Origin of the sequence: Archangium sp. (assembly GCF_036277355.1) — a bacterium.
Classification (GTDB): Bacteria; Myxococcota; Myxococcia; order Myxococcales; family Myxococcaceae; genus Archangium.
On sequence record NZ_DASUNC010000001.1, the window covers coordinates 1 to 25,639 of the forward strand.

Annotated in this window: 17 protein-coding genes and 3 pseudogenes; 10 read left to right on the plus strand and 10 right to left on the minus strand. The window is 66.3% G+C overall.

Annotated features, from left to right (window positions below; all coding sequences use genetic code 11):
• Nucleotides 1-159: 159 nt before the first annotated feature.
• Entirely contained in the window at nucleotides 160-651 is a 492-nt protein-coding gene (locus VFZ09_RS00005; protein ID WP_329725345.1) for a hypothetical protein, read from the minus strand.
• Nucleotides 652-1,536: 885 nt separating this feature from the next.
• On the opposite strand from VFZ09_RS00005, the pseudogene VFZ09_RS00010 reads away from it, so the two are divergent.
• The 3 genes and pseudogenes from VFZ09_RS00010 to VFZ09_RS00020 form a co-directional block, all read left to right on the plus strand.
• Nucleotides 1,537-1,842 (plus strand): annotated as a pseudogene (locus VFZ09_RS00010) (DUF2252 family protein); the annotation flags it as partial.
• 268 nt (nucleotides 1,843-2,110) lie between these two features.
• Nucleotides 2,111-2,437 carry a type II toxin-antitoxin system RelE/ParE family toxin gene (locus VFZ09_RS00015; RefSeq protein ID WP_329725346.1) on the plus strand — a complete coding sequence of 109 codons (327 nt, stop codon included), beginning with the start codon at nucleotides 2,111-2,113 and terminating at the stop codon, nucleotides 2,435-2,437.
• 60 nt (nucleotides 2,438-2,497) lie between these two features.
• Nucleotides 2,498-2,806, plus strand: coding sequence for a helix-turn-helix transcriptional regulator (locus VFZ09_RS00020; protein WP_329725347.1), 309 nt, complete (start codon nucleotides 2,498-2,500; stop codon nucleotides 2,804-2,806).
• A 108-nt stretch (nucleotides 2,807-2,914) separates the two neighbouring features.
• Here the strand turns inward: VFZ09_RS00020 and VFZ09_RS00025 are convergent, their stop codons facing one another.
• Complete coding sequence (locus VFZ09_RS00025) at nucleotides 2,915-4,504, minus strand: glucose-6-phosphate isomerase (protein ID WP_329725348.1); 1,590 nt, start codon at nucleotides 4,502-4,504, stop codon at nucleotides 2,915-2,917.
• 202 nt (nucleotides 4,505-4,706) lie between these two features.
• Here VFZ09_RS00025 and VFZ09_RS00030 point away from each other — a divergent pair, with 202 nt between their 5' ends.
• Together VFZ09_RS00030 and VFZ09_RS00035 are read left to right on the plus strand one after the other, a co-directional pair.
• On the plus strand, nucleotides 4,707-5,513 hold the full coding sequence (locus VFZ09_RS00030; RefSeq protein WP_329725349.1) for an alpha/beta hydrolase: 807 nt from the start codon (nucleotides 4,707-4,709) through the stop codon (nucleotides 5,511-5,513).
• Nucleotides 5,514-5,573: 60 nt separating this feature from the next.
• A complete protein-coding gene (locus tag VFZ09_RS00035; RefSeq protein ID WP_329725350.1) occupies nucleotides 5,574-7,313 on the plus strand; it encodes a PKD domain-containing protein in 1,740 nt (579 codons plus the stop codon).
• Nucleotides 7,314-7,332: 19 nt separating this feature from the next.
• Here the strand turns inward: VFZ09_RS00035 and VFZ09_RS00040 are convergent, their stop codons facing one another.
• Both VFZ09_RS00040 and VFZ09_RS00045 read right to left on the minus strand, forming a co-directional pair.
• Nucleotides 7,333-8,091: a DUF5953 family protein gene (locus VFZ09_RS00040; RefSeq protein WP_329725351.1), complete on the minus strand. Its 759-nt coding sequence runs from the start codon at nucleotides 8,089-8,091 to the stop codon at nucleotides 7,333-7,335.
• Between the two features lie 91 nt (nucleotides 8,092-8,182).
• The gene (locus tag VFZ09_RS00045; RefSeq protein ID WP_329725352.1) at nucleotides 8,183-8,455 is read right to left on the minus strand and encodes a hypothetical protein; all 273 of its coding nucleotides are present in this window, start codon (nucleotides 8,453-8,455) and stop codon (nucleotides 8,183-8,185) included.
• Between the two features lie 124 nt (nucleotides 8,456-8,579).
• On the opposite strand from VFZ09_RS00045, the gene VFZ09_RS00050 reads away from it, so the two are divergent.
• Both VFZ09_RS00050 and VFZ09_RS00055 read left to right on the plus strand, forming a co-directional pair.
• Nucleotides 8,580-10,943 (plus strand): hypothetical protein, encoded by a 2,364-nt coding sequence (locus VFZ09_RS00050; RefSeq protein ID WP_329725353.1) that lies wholly within the window; start codon nucleotides 8,580-8,582, stop codon nucleotides 10,941-10,943.
• Nucleotides 10,940-12,280, plus strand: coding sequence for a hypothetical protein (locus VFZ09_RS00055; RefSeq protein ID WP_329725354.1), 1,341 nt, complete (start codon nucleotides 10,940-10,942; stop codon nucleotides 12,278-12,280). The genes VFZ09_RS00050 and VFZ09_RS00055 overlap by 4 nt, the downstream gene beginning before the upstream one ends.
• A gap of 322 nt (nucleotides 12,281-12,602) precedes the next feature.
• On the opposite strand, the gene VFZ09_RS00060 is transcribed toward VFZ09_RS00055, so the two are convergent.
• The 5 genes from VFZ09_RS00060 to VFZ09_RS00080 are packed head-to-tail and all read right to left on the minus strand — an operon-like array spanning nucleotide 12,603 to nucleotide 23,342.
• The gene (locus tag VFZ09_RS00060) at nucleotides 12,603-13,388 is read right to left on the minus strand and encodes a hypothetical protein (protein WP_329725355.1); all 786 of its coding nucleotides are present in this window, start codon (nucleotides 13,386-13,388) and stop codon (nucleotides 12,603-12,605) included.
• The gene (locus VFZ09_RS00065; protein ID WP_329725356.1) at nucleotides 13,385-17,107 is read right to left on the minus strand and encodes a hypothetical protein; all 3,723 of its coding nucleotides are present in this window, start codon (nucleotides 17,105-17,107) and stop codon (nucleotides 13,385-13,387) included. Before VFZ09_RS00065 ends, VFZ09_RS00060 begins: the two co-directional genes overlap by 4 nt.
• An 18-nt stretch (nucleotides 17,108-17,125) precedes the next feature.
• Nucleotides 17,126-20,254: a type I restriction endonuclease subunit R gene (locus tag VFZ09_RS00070; protein ID WP_329725357.1), complete on the minus strand. Its 3,129-nt coding sequence runs from the start codon at nucleotides 20,252-20,254 to the stop codon at nucleotides 17,126-17,128.
• Entirely contained in the window at nucleotides 20,251-21,603 is a 1,353-nt protein-coding gene (locus VFZ09_RS00075; RefSeq protein WP_329725358.1) for a restriction endonuclease subunit S, read from the minus strand. The genes VFZ09_RS00070 and VFZ09_RS00075 overlap by 4 nt, the downstream gene beginning before the upstream one ends.
• Nucleotides 21,600-23,342, minus strand: a complete 1,743-nt coding sequence (locus VFZ09_RS00080; RefSeq protein WP_329725359.1) for a class I SAM-dependent DNA methyltransferase — start codon at nucleotides 23,340-23,342, stop codon at nucleotides 21,600-21,602. Before VFZ09_RS00080 ends, VFZ09_RS00075 begins: the two co-directional genes overlap by 4 nt.
• A 268-nt stretch (nucleotides 23,343-23,610) precedes the next feature.
• On the opposite strand from VFZ09_RS00080, the gene VFZ09_RS00085 reads away from it, so the two are divergent.
• The 3 genes and pseudogenes from VFZ09_RS00085 to VFZ09_RS00095 all read left to right on the plus strand — a co-directional run bounded on the left by VFZ09_RS00085 (nucleotide 23,611) and on the right by VFZ09_RS00095 (nucleotide 25,115).
• A complete protein-coding gene (locus VFZ09_RS00085; protein ID WP_329725360.1) occupies nucleotides 23,611-23,967 on the plus strand; it encodes a hypothetical protein in 357 nt (118 codons plus the stop codon).
• 75 nt (nucleotides 23,968-24,042) lie between these two features.
• A pseudogene (locus VFZ09_RS00090) lies at nucleotides 24,043-24,390 on the plus strand (DUF2019 domain-containing protein); the annotation flags it as partial.
• Between the two features lie 245 nt (nucleotides 24,391-24,635).
• Nucleotides 24,636-25,115, plus strand: coding sequence for a DUF2019 domain-containing protein (locus tag VFZ09_RS00095; RefSeq protein ID WP_329725361.1), 480 nt, complete (start codon nucleotides 24,636-24,638; stop codon nucleotides 25,113-25,115).
• 71 nt (nucleotides 25,116-25,186) lie between these two features.
• Here VFZ09_RS00095 and VFZ09_RS00100 read toward each other — a convergent pair.
• A pseudogene (locus VFZ09_RS00100) lies at nucleotides 25,187-25,639 on the minus strand (DUF2381 family protein); the annotation flags it as partial.

Consider the following 25,639-nt stretch of genomic DNA (forward strand, 5'->3'; position numbering starts at 1 on the left):
GCTCTCACCACCTCCGCCGCTATCTCCGGTGTCCACCTCGGCCGCCGTGCTGCTTCCAACCACGCTGGCTCCGCCTTCGTCGTCGCTGTGCTCGTCGTCATCGCGCCGCGCACTCTGCGGCTCCTCGAGCACCTGCACTACATGGGCTGGATCGGACGCTTACGATCCTTCGGACGTGGGCGCGCTTGTAGTGGTGCCCCCACCCCCGCACGTTGATCGCCCTCGCCGATACCCGAAGTTGGCGTCATCGAGTACCGGCTCGAAGAGGGGCTCCAATCGGTTGAGCAGCGCCTGCTGGCACACCCGGTCGTAGATGGTCGGGATTCCCAGCGTGCGATACTCGCCCGGCTTGCCCACCTTCGGGATACGCACCTGCCTCACCGGGGCGGGCTGGTAGGTGTCGGCTCGGAGTTCGGCATGGAGCTGTTCGAGCCGCTCATGGAGCTGCTCGCCGAAGGCTTCGATGCTCTCTCCGTCCACCCCACCAGAGCCCTGGTTCGCTTTGACGCGCTCCCAGGCGATCTCCAGGTTCTTCCGCTTGTACACCTTGTCGATGAGCGAGTGGACCTTCCTCGCCCCCGTCGGGTTGAGCCAGTCCGCGAGTCTCCTCGGACGGTGAGGTTCGGGTCTTTCACTGAGGGAACTTTCCACCTCATCGCCCTTGCTCTTCCCGCTTTCTTGCTCTCTTCGACCGCCTTCACCGGCTGGCTTCCCCGACTCACTCTGTCGCCGGTCTCCCGGTCGCCCGGCTTTCACCGAGCTTGAGGTACTACCCAGCCGTCCGACGACTCGCCGAGCACCGCTCCCCGCTTCGCTTGCGCTTATAGGGTTGCTTCCCCCGGTGCCACCCGGGAACCCGTCGAGTCCTCCTGGGGTCACGCTCTGGTCTTCCGTACCGTGCCGTCCGCATACACCTTGGTGCGGTGGGTGGATGAGAACGCCTTCGCCCCCATAGTGCGGGCTCGACCTTGCCCCACCTTTGGCCGACCGGTTCGTCACTGGGGTTGCCCCCTTCGACTACGGCCCGGTACTTCTCCGCATGCCCTTCGGATCCCACCTCGCGGTGGGCACCCTGCCCTCCGGAGTGCTGCGAGCGGTGGCTCCAGGTTCACCTTGGCTGTGTCCGGCTTTCGCCTTCGTGCCCGTTGAGGCTTCTCCATACCTTCCACTCTCTCCGGCCGGCGAGGCGTTACCCCCGCCTTTGGATACGGCGCTCCTCATCCGAGCGCCGGAGGGACTTCAACCCTCCTGACCAGTGCGCTGCCCAGCGCACACTACGAACCGTCCGACTTCCTCTGCCCGCTCATCATCGGCGTACGGCCTTGGCCTTCCCGATGCGTCCCGCCCGACTTCGGCGGGCGAGCAGAGGATCTCCCGGTTCTCGCGCATGGAGTGTCCGTGCATGCGAGGGGTCTCCGACCGCGCGGGACCGCCCCCGGGCTCGCCTGCGGGCACCTCGTGCCCGTCTCCTCTTCAACCAAGCCAATCCGGTGAACGGGTTACTGTCCAAGCTATACGAAGCCCCAGACGTTCCTATCACCCTTGGAGAAGATGACGGAGGGCGCGTTCCTGGACTACGCGGACGCGTGTGGCGCCACGCTGGCCCGGGCACACGCGCGCACCGGGGACGCGGCCACCATCGCCGGCTACCTCGGCGGAGGCCCCTGCTTCGACGAGGCCGTGGCCGACTTCGCCATCCGTCAGGAACTCACGCAGCTCAAGACGAATCCACAGCAGGCCCACAACACGGAAGGCTTGACACGCTATAACGACATCGTTATAGATGAAAAAGAGGTGGGCGGTTGCCACAACCATCTCCATCGAGAAGTGCGGAGACCGTGACGTGAAGTCGACGCTCTGAAGTGCAGAGTCCGTGAAGTGAAGTGACGTGAAGTGACGTGAAGTCGACGCTCTGAAGTGCAGAGTCCGTGAAGTGAAGTGAAGTCCACGATCTGAAGAGCAGAGTCCGTAAGTGCAAAGTCCGTAACGTGACGTGAAGTCCGTGACGTGACGTGAGTCCATGACGATCGAGGTCTGCGAATTCGCGCAGACAACCGGAGAGAGACGATGACCGCCAACTACAGATGTAGACAGAGGAACAATCTTGTTTATGAATATATCATTCTATCGATCAAAGCAGGGTAACAGTCCCGTAGAGAAGTATCTGGACGATCTTGATGGCCGACAGGAAGCGAGAATTTCCGCTGCACTAGAGGACATCATGGTTCATGGCCTGCAGGAGACGACCGTCCGACGACGTACCATCAAGGGCAAGCTGCGCGAGTTGAAAATCGACCAATACCGCATTTTCTATGTTCTCGTTACTGGTCCCAGCATGGTGATTCTCCACGCGTGCAAGAAGCAGGGACAAAAAGCACGTAAGGAGGATCTGGATATCGCCAAATCCAGAATGAAAGACGTGCTGGACGCCAACTGAGCGGGCGTTACTGAGCGCTATGTCACAATGACATAGCGCTCCTCAGCCCGAGCCATTCCAATGCCTACCAAGAAGCAAAACCCTTATATTGGAGGTAGCCTCGAAGAATTCATTGAACGCAGGAGGACACAGAGTTCTACCTTTGCTGCACTGCACGATGAGGAATTCAACAAGCTCGCTCTAGCAAGACAGGTACGCGAGCTGCGTGAGCAGCAAAATCTCAGTCAGGCGGAACTTGCAGCCCGAGCTGGAACGAAACAACCAGCCATCGCCCGAATCGAGAGCGGTAAGGTGCTGCCACGGCTTGATCTGCTGCACAAGATTGCTGCGGCTCTTGGCATGCGGCTGGAGATCCATTTCGCCAAGTAGACCCGAGAGCAGAAGAACCCTTTCCAGCAGGGCTGAGTTCTCGAAACCCAACTTCGCGAGATGCTCTCCCCCTCCCCCTTTTAAAGGGAGGGGGTTGTGTCGTTTGATTCAGCCCGCGCGGAAGCGGGCGTCGAAACGGTGGGCGCCGGGCTCGCGCTTCACGCCCTGGTCCGCGTTGGCCGCCAGGTGCTCCAGCACCTTGAACACCGTCTCCACCTCGTCCGGCGAGCCCACCGCCGTGGCCAGCTCCTCCGCGGTGTGGCCCTTGGCCTTGTCCCCGCGCAGCTTCGCCAGCACCTTGCGCTGTAGCTCCAGCACCGCGCCCGCCGCCTTCTTGCCCGCCTCCACGCCCGGCTGGTGGTACGCGTTGATGTTCACCAGCGACGCATACAGACCCACGGCCCGCTCGTAGAGCGCGATGAGGGCGCCCAGCGTCCGCGCGCTCACGTCCGGCACCGTGAGCGTCATCGACTCACGGCCCTTCTCGAAGAGCGCCCGCCGCGTGCCCAGGAAGAAGCCCAGCAGGTAGTCTCCACTGGTGATGTCCTCCTCCACGCGCATGGACGTCCCCTCGCGGTCCTTCAGCACCTCCACGAAGGTGGCGAAGAAGTTGTTCACGCCCTCGCGCAGCTGCTGCACGTACGCATGCTGGTCCGTGGAGCCCTTGTTGCCGTAGACGGCGATGCCCTGGTTCACCACCTTGCCGTCCAGGTCCTTCTCCTTGCCCAGCGACTCCATCACCAGCTGCTGGAGGTAGCGGGAGAGCAGCAGCAGCCGGTCCTTGTACGGGAGGATGACCAGGTCCTTCTGGCCGCGCCCGTTGCCCGCGTGGAACCACATGAGCGCCATGAGCGCGGCCGGGTTGCGCAGCATGTCGCGCTCGCGCGTCGCCACGTCCATGTCCCGGGCGCCCGCCAGCATCCCGTCGATGTCCAGCCCCTGCAGCTTCGCCGGCAGCAGGCCCACCGCCGACAGCACCGAGGTGCGCCCGCCAACCCAGTCCCACATGGGGAACGTCCGCAGCCAGTGGCCCTTCTTCGCGTAACGGTCGAGCTCACTGCCCTCGCCCGTCACCGCCACCGCGTGCTTGCCGAACTCGAGGCCCTTCTGCTGGTACGCGCGCTCGGCCTCCACCATGCCGTTGCGCGTCTCCTTGGTGCAGCCCGACTTGCTGATGACCACGGTGAGCGTCTCGGCGAGCTTGCTCCCCAGCTGCGCCACCACGCGGTCCATGCCGTCCGGGTCGGTGTTGTCGAAGAAGAACACCTGCATCCGATCCGCCGCCGTGCCGAGCGCATCCGCCACCAACTGCGGCCCCAGCGCCGAGCCGCCGATGCCCACCAGCAGCACGCGGGTGAAGCGGTCCGCCTTCGGAGGCTTCACGCGGCCGGCGTGCACGTCCTCGGAGAAGGCGCGGATGGAGGCCACCGTGTCCTGAATCTCCTTCGTGAGGCCCGGCTCGGGGGCGAGCTCGGGGGCGCGCAGCCAGTAGTGGCCCACCCTGCGCTTCTCGTCCGGGTTGGCGATGGCGCCCTTCTCCAGCGCCGCCATGGCGTCGAAGGCCTTCTCCATGGGGCCGCGCATCCGCTCGAGGAAGTCCTCGGCGAAGCCCATGCGGGACACGTCGAGCGTCAGTCCCACCGACTCCACCCCGCACAGGTACTTCTTGTAGCGCTCCCACAATTGACGCTCGGTCATCGTATTTCCCCTCGGCTTCGAATCCCTGGTTTCGTTCGGCCCGTTCCTACCGCCATGGGCGGTGCGGGGGAATGGGTTTGATGCGGGCCACGCCCGGGGCCTGACACTGCCCCCCCCCCGCACGTGTCGAAGTCCGGTGGTCATCCCTCGGTGAGGCCGCCTGCTTGATGGACGCGCCAGCTCTGTCCCATCATCGCTCTCCATGAGCCAGCCCTGGATGCTCGAGACGCCCGCGCCGCAGGCCGACGCGCGGATTCCCTACGGAGAGCGGACCCACCAGTTCGGAGACCTGCGGCTGCCGCGGGGCGAGGGCCCGCACCCGGTGGTGGTGATGGTGCACGGCGGCTTCTGGCGGGCGCGGTACGACCTGGAGCACGTGGGCCACCTGTGCGCGGACCTCACGCAGCGGGGCTACGCCACCTGGAGCCTCGAGTACCGGCGGGTAGGCCATCCGGACGGAGGATGGACGGGCACCTTCGAGGACGTGGCCCAGGGGACGGACTACCTGCGCACGCTGGCGACGCGCTACCCGTTGAACCTGGAGCGGGTGGTCATCATGGGCCACTCGGCCGGAGGACACCTGGCGCTGTGGCTCGCGGGGCGCGGGAAGCTGAAGCCGGGGCAGCCGCTGTACACGGAGAAACCCTTCCAGCCGAAGGGCGCGGTGTGCCTGGCGGGCGTGGTGGACCTGGAGCGGGCCTTCGAGCTGCGCCTGGGGGACGGCATCGTCGAGTCGCTGCTGGGAGGTACACCCGCGCAGGTACCGGAGCGCTACAAGCTGGGGTCTCCGGCGGCGCTGTTGCCGCTGGGAGTGAAGCAGGTGCTGGTGCACGGGGCGGAGGACACCATCGTCCCGCTCACCGTGAGCACCGGGTACCACGAACGCGCGACGAAGCTCGGGGACAGCGTGAAGCTCGTGAGCCTGCCGGGCGCGGCGCACTTCGAGGTCATCGACCCGCGCGCGAAGGAGTGGCCCAAGGTGGTCGAGTCGGTGGCTTCGCTGCTGTGAAGTTCGCGAGCCAGGGGTCTAGAATCCAGGGGCCCGTCCCTGAACCCTGGAGGCCGTACTGTGAAGCGATGCGTCGCCGCATTGTTGGGTCTGTTGCTGCTCGCTCCGATGGAAGCCTTCGCCACCAAGGAGGTGACGTTCGAGCGCGTGGAGTTACTCGACGGCTCGGTGACGGCGTCCTGTGATGATGACGGGGTGCTCGACACGGGCGAGAGCGCGCGCGTGCGCGTCACCCTGCGCAACAGCGGAACCGAGCGGCTCAAGTTGACGAGCATGACGCTCTCCAGCGCGGACCCGGACGTCTCCTTCCCCAAGGGACCGGCGGTGTACTTTCCCCCCGCGGATCCGTCCACGTCCTTCAGCGTGGAGCTGCTGATGGCGCTCTCGGGCGCCGCCACCCCGCGCGATATCTCCCTGAACATCGCCTACCGGGACGACGAGCAGACGGTGCCCGGAGACAAGACCCACACGGCGACGTACCGCGTGAACACGGACGAGCTGCAGGGAACGCTCGAGACGTGGGAGTCCGCCCGTCACCCGTGGACCGTCCCCCCTGCCCCGGCGGGCGGCACGTCCTGGACGCGCGAGTATGACCCGGTGGGCGCGAACACGTTCTTGCGGGGACCGAACAACAAGGTGACCGCGGATCTCCCGCTCGTCTCGCCGCCCCTGCAGGTGTCGGCGACGGAGGCGTTCCGAGTCATCTTCCAGCACCGCTACACCTTCGAGGCGAGCCCCGCCGGCTACTACTTCGACGGCGCCGTCATCGAGCTGAGCCAGGATGAGGGGAAGAGCTGGGTGGACGTCGGCGGCGCCGTGAGTCCCGCCTACGACGTGACCCTCGATGCGGGAGGGGACAACCCGCTCAAGGGCCGGCGGGCGTATGGAGGCCAGAGTCCCGGGTACCCCGCGTTCACCGAGGCCACCCTCGGCCTCGGCACCACGTACGCGGGGAAGACGGTGCGCCTGCGCTTCCGCATCGGCACGGACGCCAGCACGGGCGCCACGGGTTGGGACCTCGATGACCTTCAATGGGAGGGGGTGGTGGACAAGCCCTTCACCACGCGGGTGGCCCACCGGGACGTGTGCATCAACCGGGTGCCGGTGGCGAACGCGGGCGAGGACCAGACGCTCGAGGAGGGGCGCCTGGTGACGCTCTCCGGCAGCGGAACGGATCCCGAGGGCGCGGCGCTCACCTACGCGTGGACGCAGTCCAAGGGCCCGTCCGTGACGTTCAGCGACGCGAGCGCGTCCAGCCCCACCTTCCTCGCGCCCGACGTGCCGAGGGACACGGAGCTCCAGTTCGAGCTGCGGGTGAGCGATGGGGTGAACACGAGCCCGCCGGACGTGGTGCTCGTGAAGGTGCGAAACATCCCACTGCCGGTGGCACGTGCGGGGGTGGACCAGGAGGTCCGCGAGGGCAGCGGGGTGACGCTCGACGGCTCGGGGTCGACAGTTCCGGTGGACTCGGAGCTGAAGTACCTCTGGACACAGCAGGGGGAGCCCACGGTGAACCTGATGCAGGCGGGCCCGAGGGCCATGTTCAACGCGCCGGAGGTGGACGGGGAGCTGGTGCTCACCTTCCAGCTCCAGGTGGAGGACGCCCGTGGACAGACCAGCGGGGACACCGTCACCGTGCGAGTGGTGGACAGGGAGCCGCCGCGGGTGCCGGGCAAGGGCTGCGCCGCGGGCCCGGAGGGCGGAGGGCCCACGACGGTCCTGTGGCTGCTCTCGGCGCTCGGCATCATCCTCGGAACCCGCGGTTCCCGCGTCACACCCGCCGGACCGCATCGCCCCTGAACGCCGGGGTTTTTCTTTCTCACGCCTCGGAGCGCCCACCTATCTCGGGGAAGCGCGCATAGGCTCGCTTGAGGGCCTCGAGGTGCTCGGGCTTGTCCAGGTCGAGCGGCGCCGCGGTGAGACTCACCACCCATCCCCCCGACGCAGTGCGCCTGGCGCGCGACAACAGCTCCGCGTCGCGCGAGGGGTCCGGGAAGCCGATGGCCTCCGCGGCCGCGGCCGACCAATAGTTGATCCACCCAAGGTATCTGGGAACCTTGGGCGAGCGGATGTTCCACGGGAGCTTGAGCATCGGCAGGCCAAGAGGTGGCCCGTCTGGGTTCCCGAGCTTCGGCCCTACCTGCGCCGCGATCACCAATCTCAGGGGGCCGGGCGCCACGGTTCCCCACGTGGCGCGCACGCCTTCCGCGACGTTCTCCAGCATGTCCACTGCCGCAGCGACAATGGGCTCGTCCTGCGGGAGCGTCGCGTGAACCGTCAGCCGCGGCTCGCCTCCCGGACTCGAAATCGCGCTCTCCCGTCGCCCTCCCATCGTCACCGGGTAGCTCTCATCGCCATTGCACAGCAAGCCAAACTTGCCGTCGGCGGCCGACCTGGCCAGCCACGCACCGCGCTGCGCGAGCGCGACGGGCCGCCCCGCGTCCGAGAGCCGCCACGCCAGGCGCAACCCGGGCACTGCCCGCTCCATCCCTTCAACGGCCGCGAGCGGGCGCCCGTCGTCGCACGTGAGCGCTGGCGCGAAAACGTGGAGATACAACTCGGCTCGATCGGTCATCATTTGCACCCTGTGACGACGACATCAACCCGCCTTGTTCACCAGAAGGGCTGGAGCCCTCCCGCACCCCACCGAGGGTACGCCGCGGCGAGGCCTACCCGGAAGTCCGCCCCGCGCGCGCCTTGGCTCGAAGGGCCTCCCAGAGCCGCGCGTGGTGGAGCAGGATGACCTTGATGCCGCTCCGGACGGCTTCGGACTCCAACGCCTGCTTGCTCATCTGCGTGTGCGCGTCGAGCGCCTCCATGATGGCGTTCATGAGCGTCCAGCGCACGGCCTCGAGCCGGCTGGCCACGACGACCATCGCCTTGGCCTGTCCTTCGAGCAGCGGGGCCACGTGGGCGCGGTAGTGCTCCACCACGATTCGCACCTTCTGGGCGGGAATCCAGGTCAGTCGTGAGGCACGCTTCCAGGAGTATTTCGCCTACTGTGTCTCGTCTATCCGGATTTCAGAAGAGTTCCGCCAGTCTCTGGGGTCACTGTTGGAGGCGCCGATGACTTCCGCACTGCTGGTGCTTGTACCTCCGCCGCTCCCGTCCTCCCCCACGGGAGGGAGGCGCTACCTGACGCGCCTGGAAGCTTCGCCTCGCTGGGCCTGGGGGTGGACCATGCGCGCGGAGGCCCTGGCGCTCAGGAGGGCGGCGCTGCTGCTGGGGGCCGTGCTGCTCTCCACCGGCTGCGTCACGCTCGGGCCGCGACACGGCGGTAGCTCCGAGCGGGCCCCCCACGCCCTCTCCACGCTCCGGGAGGCGGGCGCCACGGTTCCCCCTCTCGGGGCGCCCTCCCCTGTCGCTTCCACGGAGGCGGGCGAGCATGCATTCTCCTCCGGGACGGGCGGGCAAGAGCGGCTGCACCGCCGCCGCGGCGCCCGCGGGCTGGGCCCGGACGCCGCCCTGGCGAGCGCGGGCCAGGCGCCCGCGTCCGAGGTGGCCAGCACGGGGCCTGTCCCCGAGGAGCCGCCCTCGTGCGGAGGGCAGGCCGTGCCCCCGGGCTGGCCCGACTTCTCTTCCAGCCCCGAGGAATTGCTGGCGCCCTTCCTCACCTGCACCTCGCCCGGGGAAGTCCTCGCCCTGCAGCAGCGCGTGGACATGCCCCGGCTGCTGGAGTCCCTGGACGACTGGAGTGCCGTGCGCCTGGGCGCCCTGGGCCCACCGCGCGAGGACGTCGCCCGCCAGCTCAACGACAAGCGCACCTCGCTTCTCGAGAAGGCCGCCGGAGCCTATGGGCGCCGCAACGCCCAGGTCCTCTCCGTCCTCATCGTCGACTCGGCCCATGACGATGACCTCAGGGAGATTCTCTTCCTGCTGGCCCGGGACAAGCGGCTGGAGGAGGTCCTCGGGCTGCTGCCCGCTTTCCAGGCGGCGCTGGAGAAGCGGGGGCTGAAACCCGCGGCCCTGGATGGGCAGGAGTTCGCATTCCACCCCCTCCGCGGCCAACTGCCGCCGGAGTACCAGGAGGCCCTCGAGAAGGCCGAGAAGGAGTGGGTGCTCAACGCCTCGGCGGACGACATGGCGGTGCGTGCGTTTGACCACGTCACCTTTGGTGTGCCGCTGGGCAGCTACCACTTCGTCGCCACCTCCCTGCATGGCGTGGGGTTGCTCTGGAACGGCGAGCTCGAGGAGGGCACGCGTGAGGCGGCCCCCGCGTTGGTGCTGGCCCTCATCGGGGGTTACAAGGGCGTGCGCTCCCTCGCCAAGGGGGAGGGCGCCGCGGGCGTGCGCTCGCGCCTGCGCACCGGGGTGGAAGCCGCGGAAGCGCGGCTGCGGGCCCTGCTCGAGACGGCGCGGCAGCTCCAAGGGGTGATGAACCTGCAGGGCCTGCGCGACCTGGCGGGGTACATCCGGGCCAGCCGTGAGGCGGGGCGCTTCGTGGCCGAGGGAGGGGCGGACGCCGCGCTGGCGCTGTACGAGGCCCGGGGAAATGTGGCCAGGGCCCGGCCGCTCCTGTCCAAGGCAAGACCTGGGGCCTCGGGCTCCCCGCCCGCGAAGGGCGGGGCGGGTGCCGGGAAAGCCGCCGCGGCGGATGACGCCGCACGCCCCTCCGCCAAGACGTCCCCTGCCTCAGAGAGCCCCGGCACCCTGGCCTCGCTGGTGGACGAGGGCGTAGGCCATACGCGGGAAGTGGTGGCGGCGAGGCTGGCGGCGGCGGAGCTGGAGGCCACGGGTCCGCGCCTGCCCAGGGACGTGGCGGTGCTCGAGAAACACCGCCCCTCCCTCGACATCCCGCCGCCCGAGGCCCGGGGCAACCCGCGCTGGCGCGAGTACGTGGAGTACTACCACGAGCGCTTGAGAGAGGTGGAGCAGGGCAAGGCCAATAAGGGCCCCCTGAAATGGGAAGGCTACGAGCAGTTACGCGGGTGGTTTGCCCGGGGGCTGGCCTTCGAGCGCGACATGGTGAAGCTGCTGCAAGAGGACGCGCTGAAGCCTCGGGCCGAGCGCCGCTTCCTCGGGGACTTCGACAGGCCCCGCGTCGAAATCCAGGTCGGCGTGCGCAAGCCGGGTACCGGCCTGCGCTACGCGGATGTGCTGGTCATCGAGGAAGGCGCGCTCGGCGGAGGGCCACGGCGCGTGGAGGCATTCAGTTTCAAGAGCCGCGACCTCTCGGGGTTGAGGGAAGGAGCCTTGAAAGCTCAGATGATTGAGGATGCGAGCGAGGCTCTACGGAAATACGGCGAGAGGCTGAACATCCGCCGAAGCTCCCTCCAGCCCCTTCTCCCAGGAGGCCGCGACGTGCAGGTCTCGAGGGTCCGCCTCATCTACGAGGGGGGCGATCTCAAGCCCAAGAGCGTAGTCGACTTGGATGCCGCCGTTGAAAAAACCCAGAAAGAGGTTCCGGGAGTGGAGGTGTCGTTCCAATGAAGGTGCTGGAATTTCATGATTCGAGGGACGAGGACTACCTCCGGTTGTCACTCAAAGGGTCATTCAATCCACAAGCGGAACTCAAGAGCGAGTTGGAGCCTTTCTTCAACGCACTTGAGGAGTACGCCGACGGGTGGATGCCGGACGTTGTCAGCGGAAAGCGGCAACGCAAGTATTCCCGTCCTTCCTGCTGGAAGGGACTAGAGGAGCGGCGCCGCGAAAGAACATCGGGAATCGGGCTCTATCGGACGAAGTGGCCCGCATTGGACATGTCGCTCTCGCTCTCATTCCCACCGCTTCCACCTGAGTTGGGTGTGACCACCAAAGTGAAACCGCTTTCCTTTTTCGCGGAGGCGGAGAGTTGCCGAAAACTGGTGGAGATGGTGCGCGCCTGGGCCTGCCGCTATCCCGTCACACACGCGTGGGCGCACAGCAGTGATGACGCAGCGTTGGCAGGCGCTCCCCGCTTTGGCCGCGATCAGCAGACCTCCATTCGAGACGGCTTCGACAAAATCTACATGGTGTGCTGGCTCAACGTCTTCGGCGCCAGGTTGGTGGAAACGGTCGGCCGCGAGCGCATGCTGTCCACCCCAGCCCACCGGGTGGAGGAATTGCCCAACGGCTCCGTCCTGCTGGTGACGTGGCCCACCGCGGCGGACTTCGCCAGCAAGGAGGCACGGCTCGCACAGGCTCGCGCCCACGCCCACCTCCGGCCGGACCTCGACTTCGACACCGTACTGCGCACCTTGCACGAGCGCAGTGCCATGCTCGCCCCCGTGGAGCCCCGCTTCCACCCGGACCTGGCCCCGCTTCTCTCCCGGGTGGTGGACGGCGCCGCGAGTCACGAGCGCCAGCGGAGGATCGCCGAGCTCAACGCGTGGTGCCCTCCTGAGCCCGAGGAGTGGCGCCCTGCTGACTCTGCCCTTCCTGCGGATGTGGATGACCTGGAGCGCGCGCTGGAGCAGTACAGCCTGTACGCCGAGCACCTCGTGGCACTGCTGCACTCGGAAGTCCCCTCCGTCTTCAAGGCGACGCCCGAGTCGCTCACGGATGCGGACTTCTACTTCTGGCGCGAGGAATTCCCGAAGAGCCGCCTGCGCGAAGCCATCGACGAGCACGCGGTGCCCGCCATTGGCGCGTACCTGGGGGAGGTGCTGGTGCGCAACCTCGGCGGCCGGTGGATTCCGCGCCAGAAGCTCGAGGAGGCCCAGGTCCTCGTGGGCAACCGCGCGTGGCTTCCCTTCGTCCGGGCCCGCAACTACATGCGCTCGCGACAGTCGCTGCTGGACTACTCCCTCACCTGGCTCTACCGCGTGGCCGAGCGGCACCGGGGCTGACGGGCGGAACGACACGGTGCCTGCCGCCCCGCTCCATCGGCGCCCACAGTCCTGCGCCTTCCCGCCTTATTCACCAGAAGGGCTGGAGCTCTCCCGCCCCCACCGAGGGTACGCCGCGGCGCGGCCTACCCGGAAGTCCGCCTCGCGCGCTCCTTGGCCCGAAGGGCCTCCCATAGCCTCGCGTGGTTGAGCATTCGGACTCCAACGCTTCCTTGCGAGTGCGCCTTCCTGGAGGACTCGGCGCCGCCGGACCGCACCGAGCTGGGTGAGCGCACTGCGCCATGCCGAGGTCCCTGGGCGGGGCCGCCCGGGCACCCGTCATTCATTCATTCCGGAACCACTCGGCTGGGATGCCCAGTGCGGTGAGAATCCGCTCCGGTGAGCGCTCACCTTTGATGTCGCTGAAAACCGGGAAGGGTGGAACCGCATACGGCGGTTGCGCGAACTGTCCGATGCACTCTCCTCCCCGAAGTACGCTGACGTAAAATGTGTCCAGGCCCGGTGATGCTGTCACCCCATATACGGTGGAATGAGGGAGTCGTTCTGAAAGAGTCACGTGAGCGAAGCCCATGCTTCCTGTTCCGCCAGTGAGAAGGAGCCCTTGCGGCGTATCCTCCAAGCGGTAGTGACCTGGAACGAGTGGCGCGCCGGCATCTTCCTCGAGTACACGGTTCGCCTCCTGCGCACGGATTCCTTCCACCAGTGCGGCTTTCCGGAGCGGCTTGCTCGCGGCCACGTCCGAAGATTCATCGCTGTCCGGCAAGGGGCAGCCCAAAGACTTCGCCAGAGCCTCTGGCGCTACTTCCTGGACCTCGCCCACGCCGTTTCGCCAAGACATGACGAGCCATGGATCATTGGCGCAATCAATCGAGTACACGGGCTGCTGCACCTCGAGTGAGACTTCCTCCGCGATTCGCAGCTCGGCTCCTATATCCATGGGGTCCGTCCCCGCGATGGCGCTGTAGCGGCCATTGCCGGAGATGACCTCGAAGGGCGGCTCCTTTCCGTCCTCCTCGTCCGCTTCCGTCATCACAATGGCCCGGGCACGGCGCTCGAGCCATGCGGGCTCTCCTGGAGCCAGTATCGCCCAGTAGGTAGTGCGGCTCATGGCGCGCCTCCAGAGAGTTGCTCCGGCAGCTTGAGTGCCGCGCGCAACTGCCTTGTCTTCTCTAGTATCTGGGCTTCCTCTACCTGGATGAGCATTGTTCCTGGTGCGTTCTCCTGAAGAAAATCAAGGAGCTTGAATTGGGTCGGTCTACTCAGTTCGTCTGTGCTGACGAGGAATGGTTTTCCGCGAGGTGCCTTGGCTGCATCTGTGATCTGCTTGAGCAGGCGCTGGAGTTGCTCGATCAGTGTCTTCTGTGCTTCGTCGAGCCTCGTGAGCCCGTGACGGCCAGACCATGCGTTCAGTGCCTTGCGCCACCTGGTGTCATTCCAGCCTTTGACTTCCACCCCGTGTTGGGTTCTCAGGCGGTCCGTCGAAGTCAACTCGAGATCGATGACTCGCCCCCCTTCCAGCTTCACCTGCCGCCCCGTCAGCCGATGGCCTGGAAAGAGTTTCTGCGCATTCCGCTCTGTCAGCATCTCCCCTGCGATTCCCCGGAGTTGTTCACGCGCCTTCAGTTGCCTGGTCCAGTTCCCCGGTTCCGCTGCGGCCTGCTGGAACAGCCTCCAAGGCGTCTTCTTGTCCCTGGCCATGAAGTCGAGGTCCTCCATGGCGAGTCCCGTGGCTCGCAGCCAGCCCAGGTCCACGCCACCCGTGCAGGCTTTTCTTGCCAGAACACTCAATGCCTCTGCGTCTAGTGCCTGGAGCCCGATGAGCCACCTGGCCTCTTTCAAGAAGGCAAGCGGGTCAGCCAGGCCCGGTGATCCCGAATGTCGCAGCAGTTCGGCCAATGCAGGTTTCGCCGCACCGTGACCCGTGGTGCGCAGTGACTCCACCGCGGACAGATATGCGTGTGCCTTGTCCGCGGGCAGGGCCGCCGCGCGTCGTGCCACGGAGCTGTAGGCACGCCCCATTTCCTGGCTCTCCGCAGCCAGTTGCTTGAGCGCCTCCAGCGTCTTCTCGGCCACCTCTGCGGCGAGCCCCGCGCCGCGGATGCCACCGAGGGCCCGTGCGGCGGCCATCTCCCCGCGGATGGCGAAGAAGGCCTGCTTGAAGACCTCGGCGCCGCCAGGAAGGGAAAACCGCAGTCCTTCTGTTGTCGCAACCGCCCTGCCCTCGGCGAGCATCCGCTCCAGCGTTTTCACCAGGGCCTGGACGGACTCCACCGACTCATGCAGTCCGGACGAGGCCCGGGCGCCAGCCGCGCTCAACGCCAGCCCTCCCCGGTGGACCAGCTCGCGTCCCATGCCCGAGGTGGCGAGCTTGGAGATGTCCCGGCCAGCGAGCACCACCATGGCCAGGTCATGCACTGCGAGAAAGTCTCGGCCTTCGGGCGTCCGCGACAGCTCGTCCCGGTGCGTGTCCACCACCGCCAGAGCCGCCACCAACGAGATGCGGCCCACGAACAGGCGCACCGCCGCTCCGCGTGACGCCGCCAACGTGCCGCCTCGAGCGGCTGTGGCTGGCACTCCTGTCAACAGCGGCGCCCGCGTCAGGCCAGAAACGGCGCCATACACCAGGTGCATCTCGCTGATGCGGCTCACCGCCGACCCCACCAGTGCCGTGTCCGGCGTGGAAGCGAGCAGGGCCAGCTCCATGGCCGTCATCAGGTGCGTGCGCGGTTGTGGCCCGTGCACTTCCACCCGCACCCATTCCAGCGGGTGCAGAGCCCGGCTGCGCGGCGCCTCGTCCACCGAGGACAGGTAGCGCGCCTGGAATTCCTGCCGCACCGGTTGGAAGTACAGGGCCATGCGCCTGGAGGGCCCCACCGCTTCTCCGGGCAGAGCGGGTTCGGCGCCCAGGCGCACCCCCTGCTGCTCCTCCCACGCCTCCGGCGCCACCAACATCGTGGACACCAGCCCAGAGGGGACGTTGAGCAGGTATGTCCTCTCGCCCTCACGGCCCAGGTGAAAGGTGGGCAGGGACTCGAGCAGGTCCAGCACGAGGGGAAACGAGGCGAGCGCCTTCTGGGTGAAGGCTTGCCCCAACAACACCTTGCTGTCCGGCGCGTTGCTGCCGAGCAGCTTCTCCAGTACCCCACTCGAGGTGAGCTTGCGCTCGAGAGGTGGAAACTCCCGGTCAGGAGTGGACACCACCACACGCGCGAGCAGGTGCACTGCCTCCTCTTTCATGTCGGAGGTGAGCGCATGGCCTGTAAGGAGGGTGTTGAAGATGCCCAGCCGCTCGCCCGGGGTGAGCAGGGCGAGCACGTCGTGCTCGAGGGAGACAAGGGGCTGGGGCGCTCGAGGTGTCGCCGTGGCGAGGGCTGTCTGGAGCAGCTCTCGTCGCAAGGCCGCCAACTCGCCCGTACCGCCTCCCAGCCCCGGCCGCCAGTCTCCCGGTCGAATGAGGAGCGTGCCTGGGTAGTACCAGGAGGCAGTGCCCTCGGGGTCCTCGAGCGGGTCGGGAACGCCAGCAACGGTGTTGAATTCGGCGCTGTAGCCCCGCCACCGCCCGTCCTCCCCGGGGATGATGACGCGCGGGCCTCCACGAGGAGCGTTGCGCACGCGCAGCTCCGCACGCTCCAGGGACGTCTCCTCGGTGAGCAGCAGCAGGGTGCGCACCTGGACGCTGGAACCATCGGCGAAATAGAAGCGGCCCACCACGCTGCCCGGGGCGAGGACGGGCGAGCCATCCGTGACGCGGTAGCCCGCCTTGAAGCGTTTGGAGCGCAGGGCGATGGCCTTGAGCAGGGGCTCGGCGGCTTCTCCGAGGATGAGCCCGCGCCGCGACTCGTCCTTCAAGGGCTCGAGCGCCTGGAGGTACCGGTCGAAGTAGCTCTGCCCGGCCCCGTCCAGAATGTCCGAGCGTTGAGCCCATCGCAGGCAGCGTTCCACGAGCGCGGCGGAACCGGCCCTGTCCAGGGGGGCCGCCGAGAGCTGCGAGCGGCTCCACGCGACATCCGCCTCCAGTTGTGCATCCAGGGCGTGGCGCAGGGTGGCGAGCACCTGGGGCACGAGCGCCTGCGGGTGGCGCACGCGCACGCAGACGTGGAGGCCTTCCTCGGCGTTGGAGGGGGGCGCTCGGGGCTCGAGGTCGAAAGCGCCCGCCGCCGCGGCATCCCCGAAGAGCCGCGAGGCGATGTCCTCACGCGAGGCGTACCGGGGAACCCAGAGCAGCTCGGGCCGAGCCGGGTCCACTTGAACGGGGATGGGAGCCAGTTCGGACGAGAGGATGGCCTGCGCGCCGGGCTCGTCCCCGAGCGTGTCCTCCTGCTCGGGCTCGGACGGTTCGTCCTCCAGCCACTCTGGCGGAATCTCCTCCGTGGGGGGGAGGCGCCAGGTGCGCTCCAGGGCGGGCTCCCCCGCGTGCTTCCAGTCCCATTCATAAGTGAGGGTGAGGTACTCGCCGGCGCCCACTCCCTCCGGGACGTCTACCTCCACCTCCTCCCGTCCGCGCTCGCGGTTGACGACCCGCGGCAGGACCTCGGGCCGGTAGGCCTCGAGCGAGTCCACCCGCAGTCGCTGGTCCTCGCCCCAACCGAGCGCCGCCGCGGCGATGACTTCTCCACCCGCATTCACCACCAGACGGCCGGGATCCACCACACGCAGGGCGAGCACGCCCTCCTTCCAGTCCTCCAGGCGGGGGCTGAGGGCTTCGGCTCGTGAATGCGTTTCGGCCGAGAGCGTCACCCTCACCCGTCTCGACTCCGCGCTGGCCGCGCCCATGCTGGCCATGAGACAGCTCGCGAGCAGGAGGGCCTGGAAACCACGAGTGGACATGCTGCACCTCGGCGAGGCCTACCCGGAAGTCCGCCCCGCGCGCGCCTTGGCCCGAAGGGCCTCCCAGAGCCGCGCGTGGTGGAGCAGGATGTCCTTGATGCCGCTCCGGACGGCTTCGGACTCCAACGCCTGCTTGCTCATCTGCGTGTGCGCGTCGAGCGCCTCCATGATGGCGTTCATGATTTCGCTCTGGAGATCCGGCGAGTTGGCGAACTGCTCCTGGGTGTTGTTCGCCGCCTGCTGCACCAGCGTTTCGGACTCCAGCAGCTTCCCCATCAGGACGTCATTCACGTAGACGAGCTTGTCCTGCTCCGACAGCTCGCCCTCGAACAGCGTGTTCACCTTCTCGATGATGTCATGGAGCCGGGCGCGCTCCTTCTCCTGCACGCTGCCGCCGCCCGTCTCGATGAGGGGATAGAGCAGCGGCTTCTCCCCCGCCGCGAGCAGCATCGGGGCCTTGCCCTGCTGCTTCAGCGTGTGGTGCGTGAGCTTGACCTTCGAGAGATCGATCGCCTCGCGCTCGCGTCCGAACTCGAGCAGCGGTAGCAGGCGCTTGTAGAAGAGGGCCCGCTTCTCGATGGCGGTGCTGGCGTAATCGAAGATCTGCGAGAGGAACGTGTAGAGGCGCAGGTACGCGCCCATGTCCGACTTGAAGAGGACGAGGGCATCGAGCTCGGCCTTGGCGTCCCGGCTGGCCTGGGTGTTGGACGCCGCGGTCGCGGCCGAGAGCGCCGCCTGCGCGGCCTTGAATCGCCTCGTCAGCCGGTCCACCACCGGCTCGAGGGCCTTGATCAGGTCGCTCTGCTTCGCCTGGGGGTTCAGCTCCACGCCCACCACCCGGTCCACCTCGAAGTCGTCGTAGTGGCCGGAGGCGTCGAGCTTCGCGCGCAGGTCGAATACGAGGTTCGGGTCCGTCGTGGCCGCGAGCTCCGCCGTCGTGTAGTACGTCTTGAAGGCCGCGAGGACCTCGGCCGGGTCGTTGGCGAAGTCGAGCACGTACGTCGTGTCCTTGCCCGGGTGCGCCCGGTTCAGCCGCGAGAGCGTCTGCACCGCCTGGATCCCCGCCAGACGCTTGTCCACGTACATGCCGCACAGCAGCGGCTGATCGAAGCCCGTCTGGAACTTGTTGGCGACGAGCAGCACCTGGTACTCGCCGCCCTTGAAGGCCTCGCGGATATCGCGGCCCTTCAGGCCGGGGTTCAGCGTCCGGCTGTGCTCCGTGAAGGGCTCCGGGCCGGACTCCTCGTCGAGGACCTCGCCGGAGAACGCCACGAGCGTGCCCAGCAGATAGCCCCTCTCCTGGATGTACTTCTCCATGGCGAGCTTCCAGCGCACGGCCTCGAGCCGGCTGGCCACGACGACCATCGCCTTGGCCTGGCCCTCGAGCAGCGGGGCGACGTGCGCGCGGTAGTGCTCCACCACGATTCGCACCTTCTGGGCGATGTTGTAGGGGTGGAGCCGCACCCAGCCCATGAGCTTCTTCAGCGCGGCGCTCTTCTCCACCTGCTTCTCGTCCAGCTCCTTGCCCTCGTGGGCGAGCCTGAAGGCGAGGCCGTACGGCGTGTAGTTCCTCAGCACGTCGAGGATGAACTTCTCCTCGATGGCCTGGCGCATGGAGTAGACGTGGAACGGCGTGGGGATGTTGTCGGGCGCGGGCTTGCGCGACGGGTCCGGCCGGGTGCCGAACAGCTCCAGCGTCTTGGGCTTCGGCGTGGCCGTGAACGCGACGAACGTGATGCGTGAATCATCGGCGCGTGACGCCATCTGCGAGGCCAGGACGTCTTCACTGCTCACCTCGCCGCCATCGTTGAACGCGGCCAGCTCCTCCGGGGAGAGGACGGCCTTGAGCTTGGAGGCGGCCTCGCCGGTCTGCGAGCTGTGGGCCTCGTCGGCGATGACCGCGAAGCGCTTGTGCTGCGCCGCGGCCAGCCGGCGCACTTCCTCGATGGCGAAGGGGAACGTCTGGAGGGTGCAGACGACGATCTTCTTGCCGCCCGAGAGCGCCTGGGCGAGCTTCGCGCTCTTGCTGCCGTCCTCGCCGGTGATCTTCTCCACCACACCGGTGGTGCGCTCGAAGTCGAAGATGGCCTCTTGAAGCTGGGAGTCGATGACGGTGCGGTCGGAGACGACCACCACCGTGTCGAACACCTTCTGGTGCTGGGCGTCGTGCAGCTCGGCCAGGAAGTGCGCCGTCCACGCGATGGAGTTCGTCTTCCCCGACCCGGCCGAGTGCTGGACGAGGTACTTCGTGCCGGGCGCATCCGCGAGCACGGCGGCCTGGAGCCTCCGGGTGACGTCCAGCTGGTGGTAGCGCGGGAAGATGACGCGGGAGATCTGCTTCTTCTTGTCGCGCTGGGCGATGAGGTAGCGCCCGAGGATCTCCAGCCAGCTCTCGCGCGCCCAGATCTGCTCCCACAGGTACGCGGTGCGGTGGCCGCCGGTGGGGTTCACGGGGTTGCCCGCGCCGCCGTCGTTGCCCTGGTTGAAGGGCAGGAAGACGGTGTCCGGCCCCTGGAGCCGCGTGACCATGTGGACTTCGCTGTTGCTCACCGCGAAGTGCACCAGCGCGCCATGGGGGAAGGAGAGCAGCGGCTCGGCGGCCTGCCCCTTGGGGTGCGGCAGCCGGTCGAAGCGGTACTGGTCGATGGCGTCCGTGATGCTCTGGGTGAAGTCGATCTTCAGCTCGGCGGTGGCCACCGGCACGCCGTTGAGGAAGAGCACCAGGTCGATGCAGTTCTCGTTGTGGACGGAGTAGCGCACCTGCCGCACCACGCGCAGCCGGTTGGCCTCGTAGCGGGCGAGGATGTCGGGGTTGATGGCGAGCACGGGCTTGAACTCGGCCAGCTTGAGCGGCTGCTTGAGGCCCAGCAGCTCGATGCCATGGCGCAGCACGTCGAGCGTGCCACGTTGGTCGAGCTGGTCTCGCAGGCGATTGAGCAGCGTCTCCTCGGCCTTGCCACCGTGGTTCTTCGTCAGCGTCTCCCACGCCTTGGGCTGCGTGGCCTGCACCCAGGCCAGCACGTCAGGGGGGAAGAGCGCCCGAGCCTGGTCGTAGTCGGCGGCGTCGCCCTTGTAGTAGAGCCATCCATGGGCCGCGAGATGAGCGCAGATCTCTGACTCGAAGCTGATTTCCTTGTGGAGGCTCACGCGGCGGCCCTGTTGGCGATGGCGCGAACGTCGATCTGGCCGGTGACAGCGGCGGAGATCAGTGCAGCACGGCGCTCTTGGAGGAGTTCGATGGCACGCTCAGCTTCCAAGATCAAGGCGTCTAACGAACGAGTCTGCTCGCCAACCTTCTCAATGATCTGCCGTTGCTCAACCAGCGGGGGCAAAGGGATAGAAACATCCTTTACATCGCCACAATTGAGGTGGGGATGCAGCGCCCCAGTTTGAATCGAGAGCAAAGACTGAAGCCCATACTCCGCCTTCATAACCAAGGCGATCCAGGCCCCCTCAACAACCTCACGGACAGGTGATACAATAATTAGAGCATGACAGTTACATCCAGCAAACTCATCAGTCACGACTGCGGCTTGCCCTATGTCTCCAGTCTGAACAACAAGAACATCGCCAGCCTCCAAGATTGACTTGGAGTGTTGGCGACTCCACTCCGCTGAAACAAAATAGGGCACATCGAAGCGGATCTTGTTGTCCTTGATGTGAAGCGACTGCAAGTATCGAATTCCATCATCAACAAAGATATCGCGGGTTGGCCCAACGTACCCGTTCGTTATCTTGGTGCTCAAAGACGAAACTCTCCGTATCTTCCAGTGCGCGGGTACCTCGCCCAGCCATTCCACGTTGGAGGGTTTCTTGGGCACGTTGGGACTCAGTCCCTGCGTGACGGCGTGGGAGATGATTGCTTGGCGCTTCTCCTTCAGCAGAACAATCAACCGCTGCTGCTCAGCCACCAGTGCGTCGATCTTGGCGGTCTCACGCTCCAGGAATGTGACGATAGCGGTTTGCTCTTCAGGTGGCGGAAGAACAACCGGAAGTTCCATCAGATTCGTAGATGAAATAGATGCGAGATTCGTGCTCTGCTTGGCGCGTGTTTTGAAGTAGAATTGTGCGTAACCGGATCCAGTGATTGCGCTCAGCCATTCGGAACGGACGCCGCGCGGACGCACTGCGAATACATGATTCTGCGTGATGCAAGGGTCGATTTGCCCATTCCACACGCAGCCTCGACCAAGTTTGTCGAAATCCCCGCCTTCATTCATCAACACATCGCCGGGCTTGAGCGAATAGCGTGCCAGGTCGGCTACAGGGATCTCCATCAGCGCGACATCATCCAGGTCCAAGTAGCCATTCTGCACATTGGCGACTCGCAGATATGGCACTGCGATGGTGCTCCGTCCGGCATGATCTTTCCCTTTGGCCATACCGGTATTGACATCGGCAATGTGCTTGAGTTCGACGACCGTCCAATGCGCTGGCACCTCGCCCAGCCATTCAACGCCGCTGTCCTTGTACTGCGGGTAGCGAGGGAAGCTCATTGCGAGAGCCCTCCGATCATCGACAGGATGCGGTCGGTGACGCCCTTCAGGTCCTTGTCGATCTCCGCGAGCGGGCGCGGCGGCTTGAAGACGTAGAAGTGCCGATTGAAGGGAATCTCGTAACCCACCTTCGTCTTCTCGTGGTCGATCCAGGCATCCGGCGCATGGGGCAACACCTCGCGCTGGAAGTACGCCTCCACGTCCTCGGAGAGCGGGACATTCTCCGTGTCGCGCAGGTTCGCGTCCGCCACGGGCTTGCCCTTGCACTTGCCCTTCGTGCCCAACACCCGGTTGCCCTTGTCGTCACGCTCGGGGCGCTCGACCGTGATGGTGCGGTAACCGAAGTCCTCGTTCTTGAAGATGCGGCTGATGGGCACGCCCTTCCGCGTCACCTTCTTGAAATCGCCGAAGATGCGCGTGATGTCATCAATGTGATCGGGGCTCAGCTCCTTGCGCTTGCTGCCGAGGCTCTTGCGCATCTTCTGGAAGAAGCCGCCCGCGTCGATGAGCTGCACCTTGCCCTTGCGTTGAGCGGGCTTGCGGTTGCTCACGATCCACACGTAGGTGCTGATGCCCGTGTTGTAGAACATGTCCGTGGGCAGGGCGATGATGGCCTCCACCAGGTCGTTCTCCAGCATGTAGCGGCGGATCTCGCTCTCGCCCGAGCCCGCCCCGCCGGTGAAGAGCGGCGAGCCGTTGAGGACGATGCCGAAGCGGCTGCCCCCATCCTTGGCCGGGCGCATCTTCGAGACCAGGTGCAGGAGGAAGAGCAGCGAGCCATCGCTCACACGCGGCAGGCCGGGGCCGAAGCGGCCGTCGTAGCCGAGCTGCTCGGCTTCCTTGCGGACCTCCTTCTCGATCTTCTTCCACTCCACGCCGAACGGGGGGTTCGAGAGCATGTAGTCGAAGTGCTTGCCCACCAGCCCGTCCGCCGAGAGCGTGTTGCCGAACTTGATGTTGGCGATGTCCTGCCCCTTGATGAGCATGTCCGCCTTGCAGATGGCGTACGACTCGGGGTTGAGCTCCTGGCCGTACATGACGAGCCGGGCCCCGGGGTTCACGCCGGCCAGGTGCTCGCCGGCCACGCTCAACATGCCGCCCGTGCCGGCCGTCGGGTCATAGATGGAGCGCACGACGCCCGGCTTCGTGAGCGCGTCATCGTCCTCGAAGAAGAGGAGGTTGACCATGAGCCGGATGACTTCGCGGGGCGTGAAGTGCTCTCCGGCGGTCTCGTTCGAGAGCTCGGCGAACTTGCGGATGAGCTCCTCGAAGACGAGCCCCATCTGCGCGTTGCTCACGAGCTTGGGGTGCAGGTCGATGTGCGCGAACTTCTCGGTGACCAGGTACAGCAGTCCGGCCTTCGCGAGCCGGTCGATCTGCGTGTGGAACTCGAAGCGCTCGAAGATGTCGCGCACCGCGGGCGAGAAGCCCACCACGTAATCGCGGAGGTTCTCGCCGATGTTGTCCGGGTCGCCCATGAGCTTCTTCAGGTCGAGCGGCGACGTGTTGAAGAAGTGCTGGCCGGACTTCTTGAGCAGGAAGGGCTCGGGGTTGAGCCCGGCCTTCTCGCGCAGCAGCTTCTCCGCGAGGACGGCGGGCTTGGTCGCCTCGAGCACGCAGTCGAGGCGGCGCAGCACGGTGAACGGGAGGATGACCTTGCCGTATTCGGACTGCTTGTAGTCACCGCGCAGCAGGTCCGCGACGGACCAGATGAACGCGGAGAGGTTGGGCTCACTCATGGCCACATCCTACCTCGGGAGAGCGGCGCGGGCTGATTCCATTGAGTCATCGCGCCCATGAGCCCGTGTCCTCGGCTGCTCCCCGGGATGACGGCGAACCCGGAGCTTGCCGCCCCGGACGGGGTCTGCCACGTTCCCTCCCCCATGATGACGTTGCCTGGCAGGAGCTGGGAGCGGACGGACATGAAACCAATGGCGCTACGGGTCAAATGCTTCTCCAAGCCAGTAAAGGCTCGGTGCTGACGTGGCACATCTCGAGGATTTTGAAATGGACGAGGCCCTTGGAATCCTGGACGCCGCGAGCAAGCGGTATCAGGAGGGCTCGAAAGAGGAGGCGACCCTCCAGCTGGCCGCGATTTCGCTTCTCTACATCCGGCGCATCAAGAAGCTGGACGACTTCCTCAATTATTATCAAGAATTCTTCGACCCCTCATTCGAGGTCAAGGTTTCTCATACGTTCGCGACCCGGAAGGATGCTGATGCGTGGCTATCCAGTGGAAAGGCGGCCGACGGAGAACTCGTCAGCATCGCGGGCCAGGGGTTCCAGGTCATCCCATTGCCGAGAGGGCTGAGTCTTCTCAGGACGCCTCTTCCAGAAGAACTCGGGCCCCCAGGCGCCGAGTAGGGCCACGCGCCCCCGCCCCTCCATGGAACCACCTCCGCGTCGGAAACTCCGGGGAAATCTCAGGACCGGTGTAGGGTGAAAGCTTTCGAGAAGCTCGTTGAGGAGTTCGCCTATCACGTCCAGGCTCAAACCGAGCAGATCATGGGAGGTGATGCGAAGCTCGGAAACAAACACGCGAAGAAAGCCATCGCCGCATTCATGCAACTGCGCGCCAGTGGGGATGCGGGACGGGATGCGCTCGCGGTGCTCTTCACGCATCCGCGGATGGACGTGCGGGTGTCGGCGGCCGCGCTGCTGTTGCGCCATCGCACGGCGGAAGCCAAGGCGGTCTTGGAGGAAGCAGCGAAAGGCAAGGGACTGGTCCCGTTTGAAGCATCCGAGGCGTTGAAACGCTGGGAAGAGGGCACATGGGCCCTGGACCCCGCCGGGGATGAGGCGGGGCCACCAGGAGCAGCCTACCCGGCCCCGCCAGTCAAGCGCAGCCGGCCGCGCACGGAACGCGCCGCACCTGACCGACGGAGGGGGAGCAAGCGGGACAAACCCGGCGGGTGATTCAAAAGGGAATCTGGAAATGAGACTAGAGTGCCTCGCGGAGGCATTCGCTTGAGCACGCAGTCGAGGCGGCGCAGCACGGTGAACGGTCAGAACGTCAGAAACGGCATTTGGCCATGATTGATTTGCAAGGTCTCGTGGCGGAGTTCGCGCGGCATGTGCAGGCGGAAACCGAGGCAGCCTGGCGGGGTGACTCCAAGACCGCGAACAAGCACGTTGATCAGTACCTGGCCGTGTTTGACAAACTGCGGGCTCATGGTGGCACCGGACGGGATGCGCTCGCGGTGCTCTTCACGCATCCGCGGATGGACGTGCGGGTGTCGGCGGCCGCGCTGCTGTTGCGCCATCGCACGGCGGAAGCCAAGGCGGTCCTGGAGGAAGCCGCGAAAGGCAAGGGACTGGTCCCATTTGAAGCATCCGAGGCGTTGAAACGCTGGGAGGAGGGAACGTGGGCCCTGGACCCTGCCGGGGAGGAGGCGGGGCCACCAGGAGCAGCCCGCCCGGCCCCGCCAGTCAAGCGCAGCCGGCCGCGCACGGAACGCGCCGCACCTGGCAGACGCAAGGGTAGCAAGCGGGACAAACCCGGCGGCGGGTGATTCAAAGGGGAATCAGGAAGTGAACCTGGAGAGCCTCGCAGAGGCCCGCGTGGGCAGGGTGAAGCGTTCCCTTACGGAAAGGTCACGCCGTCGAAGGACTCGCTCCCGCGGCCTGCGTCCTGGCCCCACCACTTCAGGGTGAAGGTGCCGCGCGCCGCCTCTTCCGTCATCTCCACCTCCACCCCCACGCTGAGCTTCTCGCCCGGAGCAAGGGATTCCTGCGTCCACACGCGCAGCACCTTCCACTCCTCGCCCTTCGGTCCCACCAGCACCGCCCCCGCGGGCGTCCAGGGCGTGCCGCCATTGTTCTGTGATTGCTGCACCACGGCCAATCTCACCACCCTCCGCCCCTCCTCCAGGCACGTGGTGTCCGCGCGGTAGCCGAGGGCCTTCATGGACTGGAGCGTGTTGCCCGGGCGTGAGATGACGCTTTCAGTGAGGTCCTTGCTGGCGATACCGCCCTCCCCCAGCAGCCCCTGGGTGAGCAGGCCCAATACCCCCCGTTGCCCGCTGCACTCCGCCTC

Coding starts and splice junctions, on each gene's coding strand:
- VFZ09_RS00080 (WP_329725359.1), bottom strand. CDS start 23,342: ATGAGTGAGCCCAACCTCTCCGCGTTCATCTGGTCCGTCGCGGACCTG.
- VFZ09_RS00015 (WP_329725346.1), top strand. CDS start 2,111: ATGAATATATCATTCTATCGATCAAAGCAGGGTAACAGTCCCGTAGAG.
- VFZ09_RS00075 (WP_329725358.1), bottom strand. CDS start 21,603: ATGAGCTTCCCTCGCTACCCGCAGTACAAGGACAGCGGCGTTGAATGG.
- VFZ09_RS00030 (WP_329725349.1), top strand. CDS start 4,707: ATGAGCCAGCCCTGGATGCTCGAGACGCCCGCGCCGCAGGCCGACGCG.
- VFZ09_RS00065 (WP_329725356.1), bottom strand. CDS start 17,107: ATGTCCACTCGTGGTTTCCAGGCCCTCCTGCTCGCGAGCTGTCTCATG.
- VFZ09_RS00060 (WP_329725355.1), bottom strand. CDS start 13,388: ATGAGCCGCACTACCTACTGGGCGATACTGGCTCCAGGAGAGCCCGCA.
- VFZ09_RS00055 (WP_329725354.1), top strand. CDS start 10,940: ATGAAGGTGCTGGAATTTCATGATTCGAGGGACGAGGACTACCTCCGG.
- VFZ09_RS00095 (WP_329725361.1), top strand. CDS start 24,636: ATGATTGATTTGCAAGGTCTCGTGGCGGAGTTCGCGCGGCATGTGCAG.
- VFZ09_RS00025 (WP_329725348.1), bottom strand. CDS start 4,504: ATGACCGAGCGTCAATTGTGGGAGCGCTACAAGAAGTACCTGTGCGGG.
- VFZ09_RS00020 (WP_329725347.1), top strand. CDS start 2,498: ATGCCTACCAAGAAGCAAAACCCTTATATTGGAGGTAGCCTCGAAGAA.
- VFZ09_RS00050 (WP_329725353.1), top strand. CDS start 8,580: ATGACTTCCGCACTGCTGGTGCTTGTACCTCCGCCGCTCCCGTCCTCC.
- VFZ09_RS00040 (WP_329725351.1), bottom strand. CDS start 8,091: ATGATGACCGATCGAGCCGAGTTGTATCTCCACGTTTTCGCGCCAGCG.
- VFZ09_RS00085 (WP_329725360.1), top strand. CDS start 23,611: ATGGACGAGGCCCTTGGAATCCTGGACGCCGCGAGCAAGCGGTATCAG.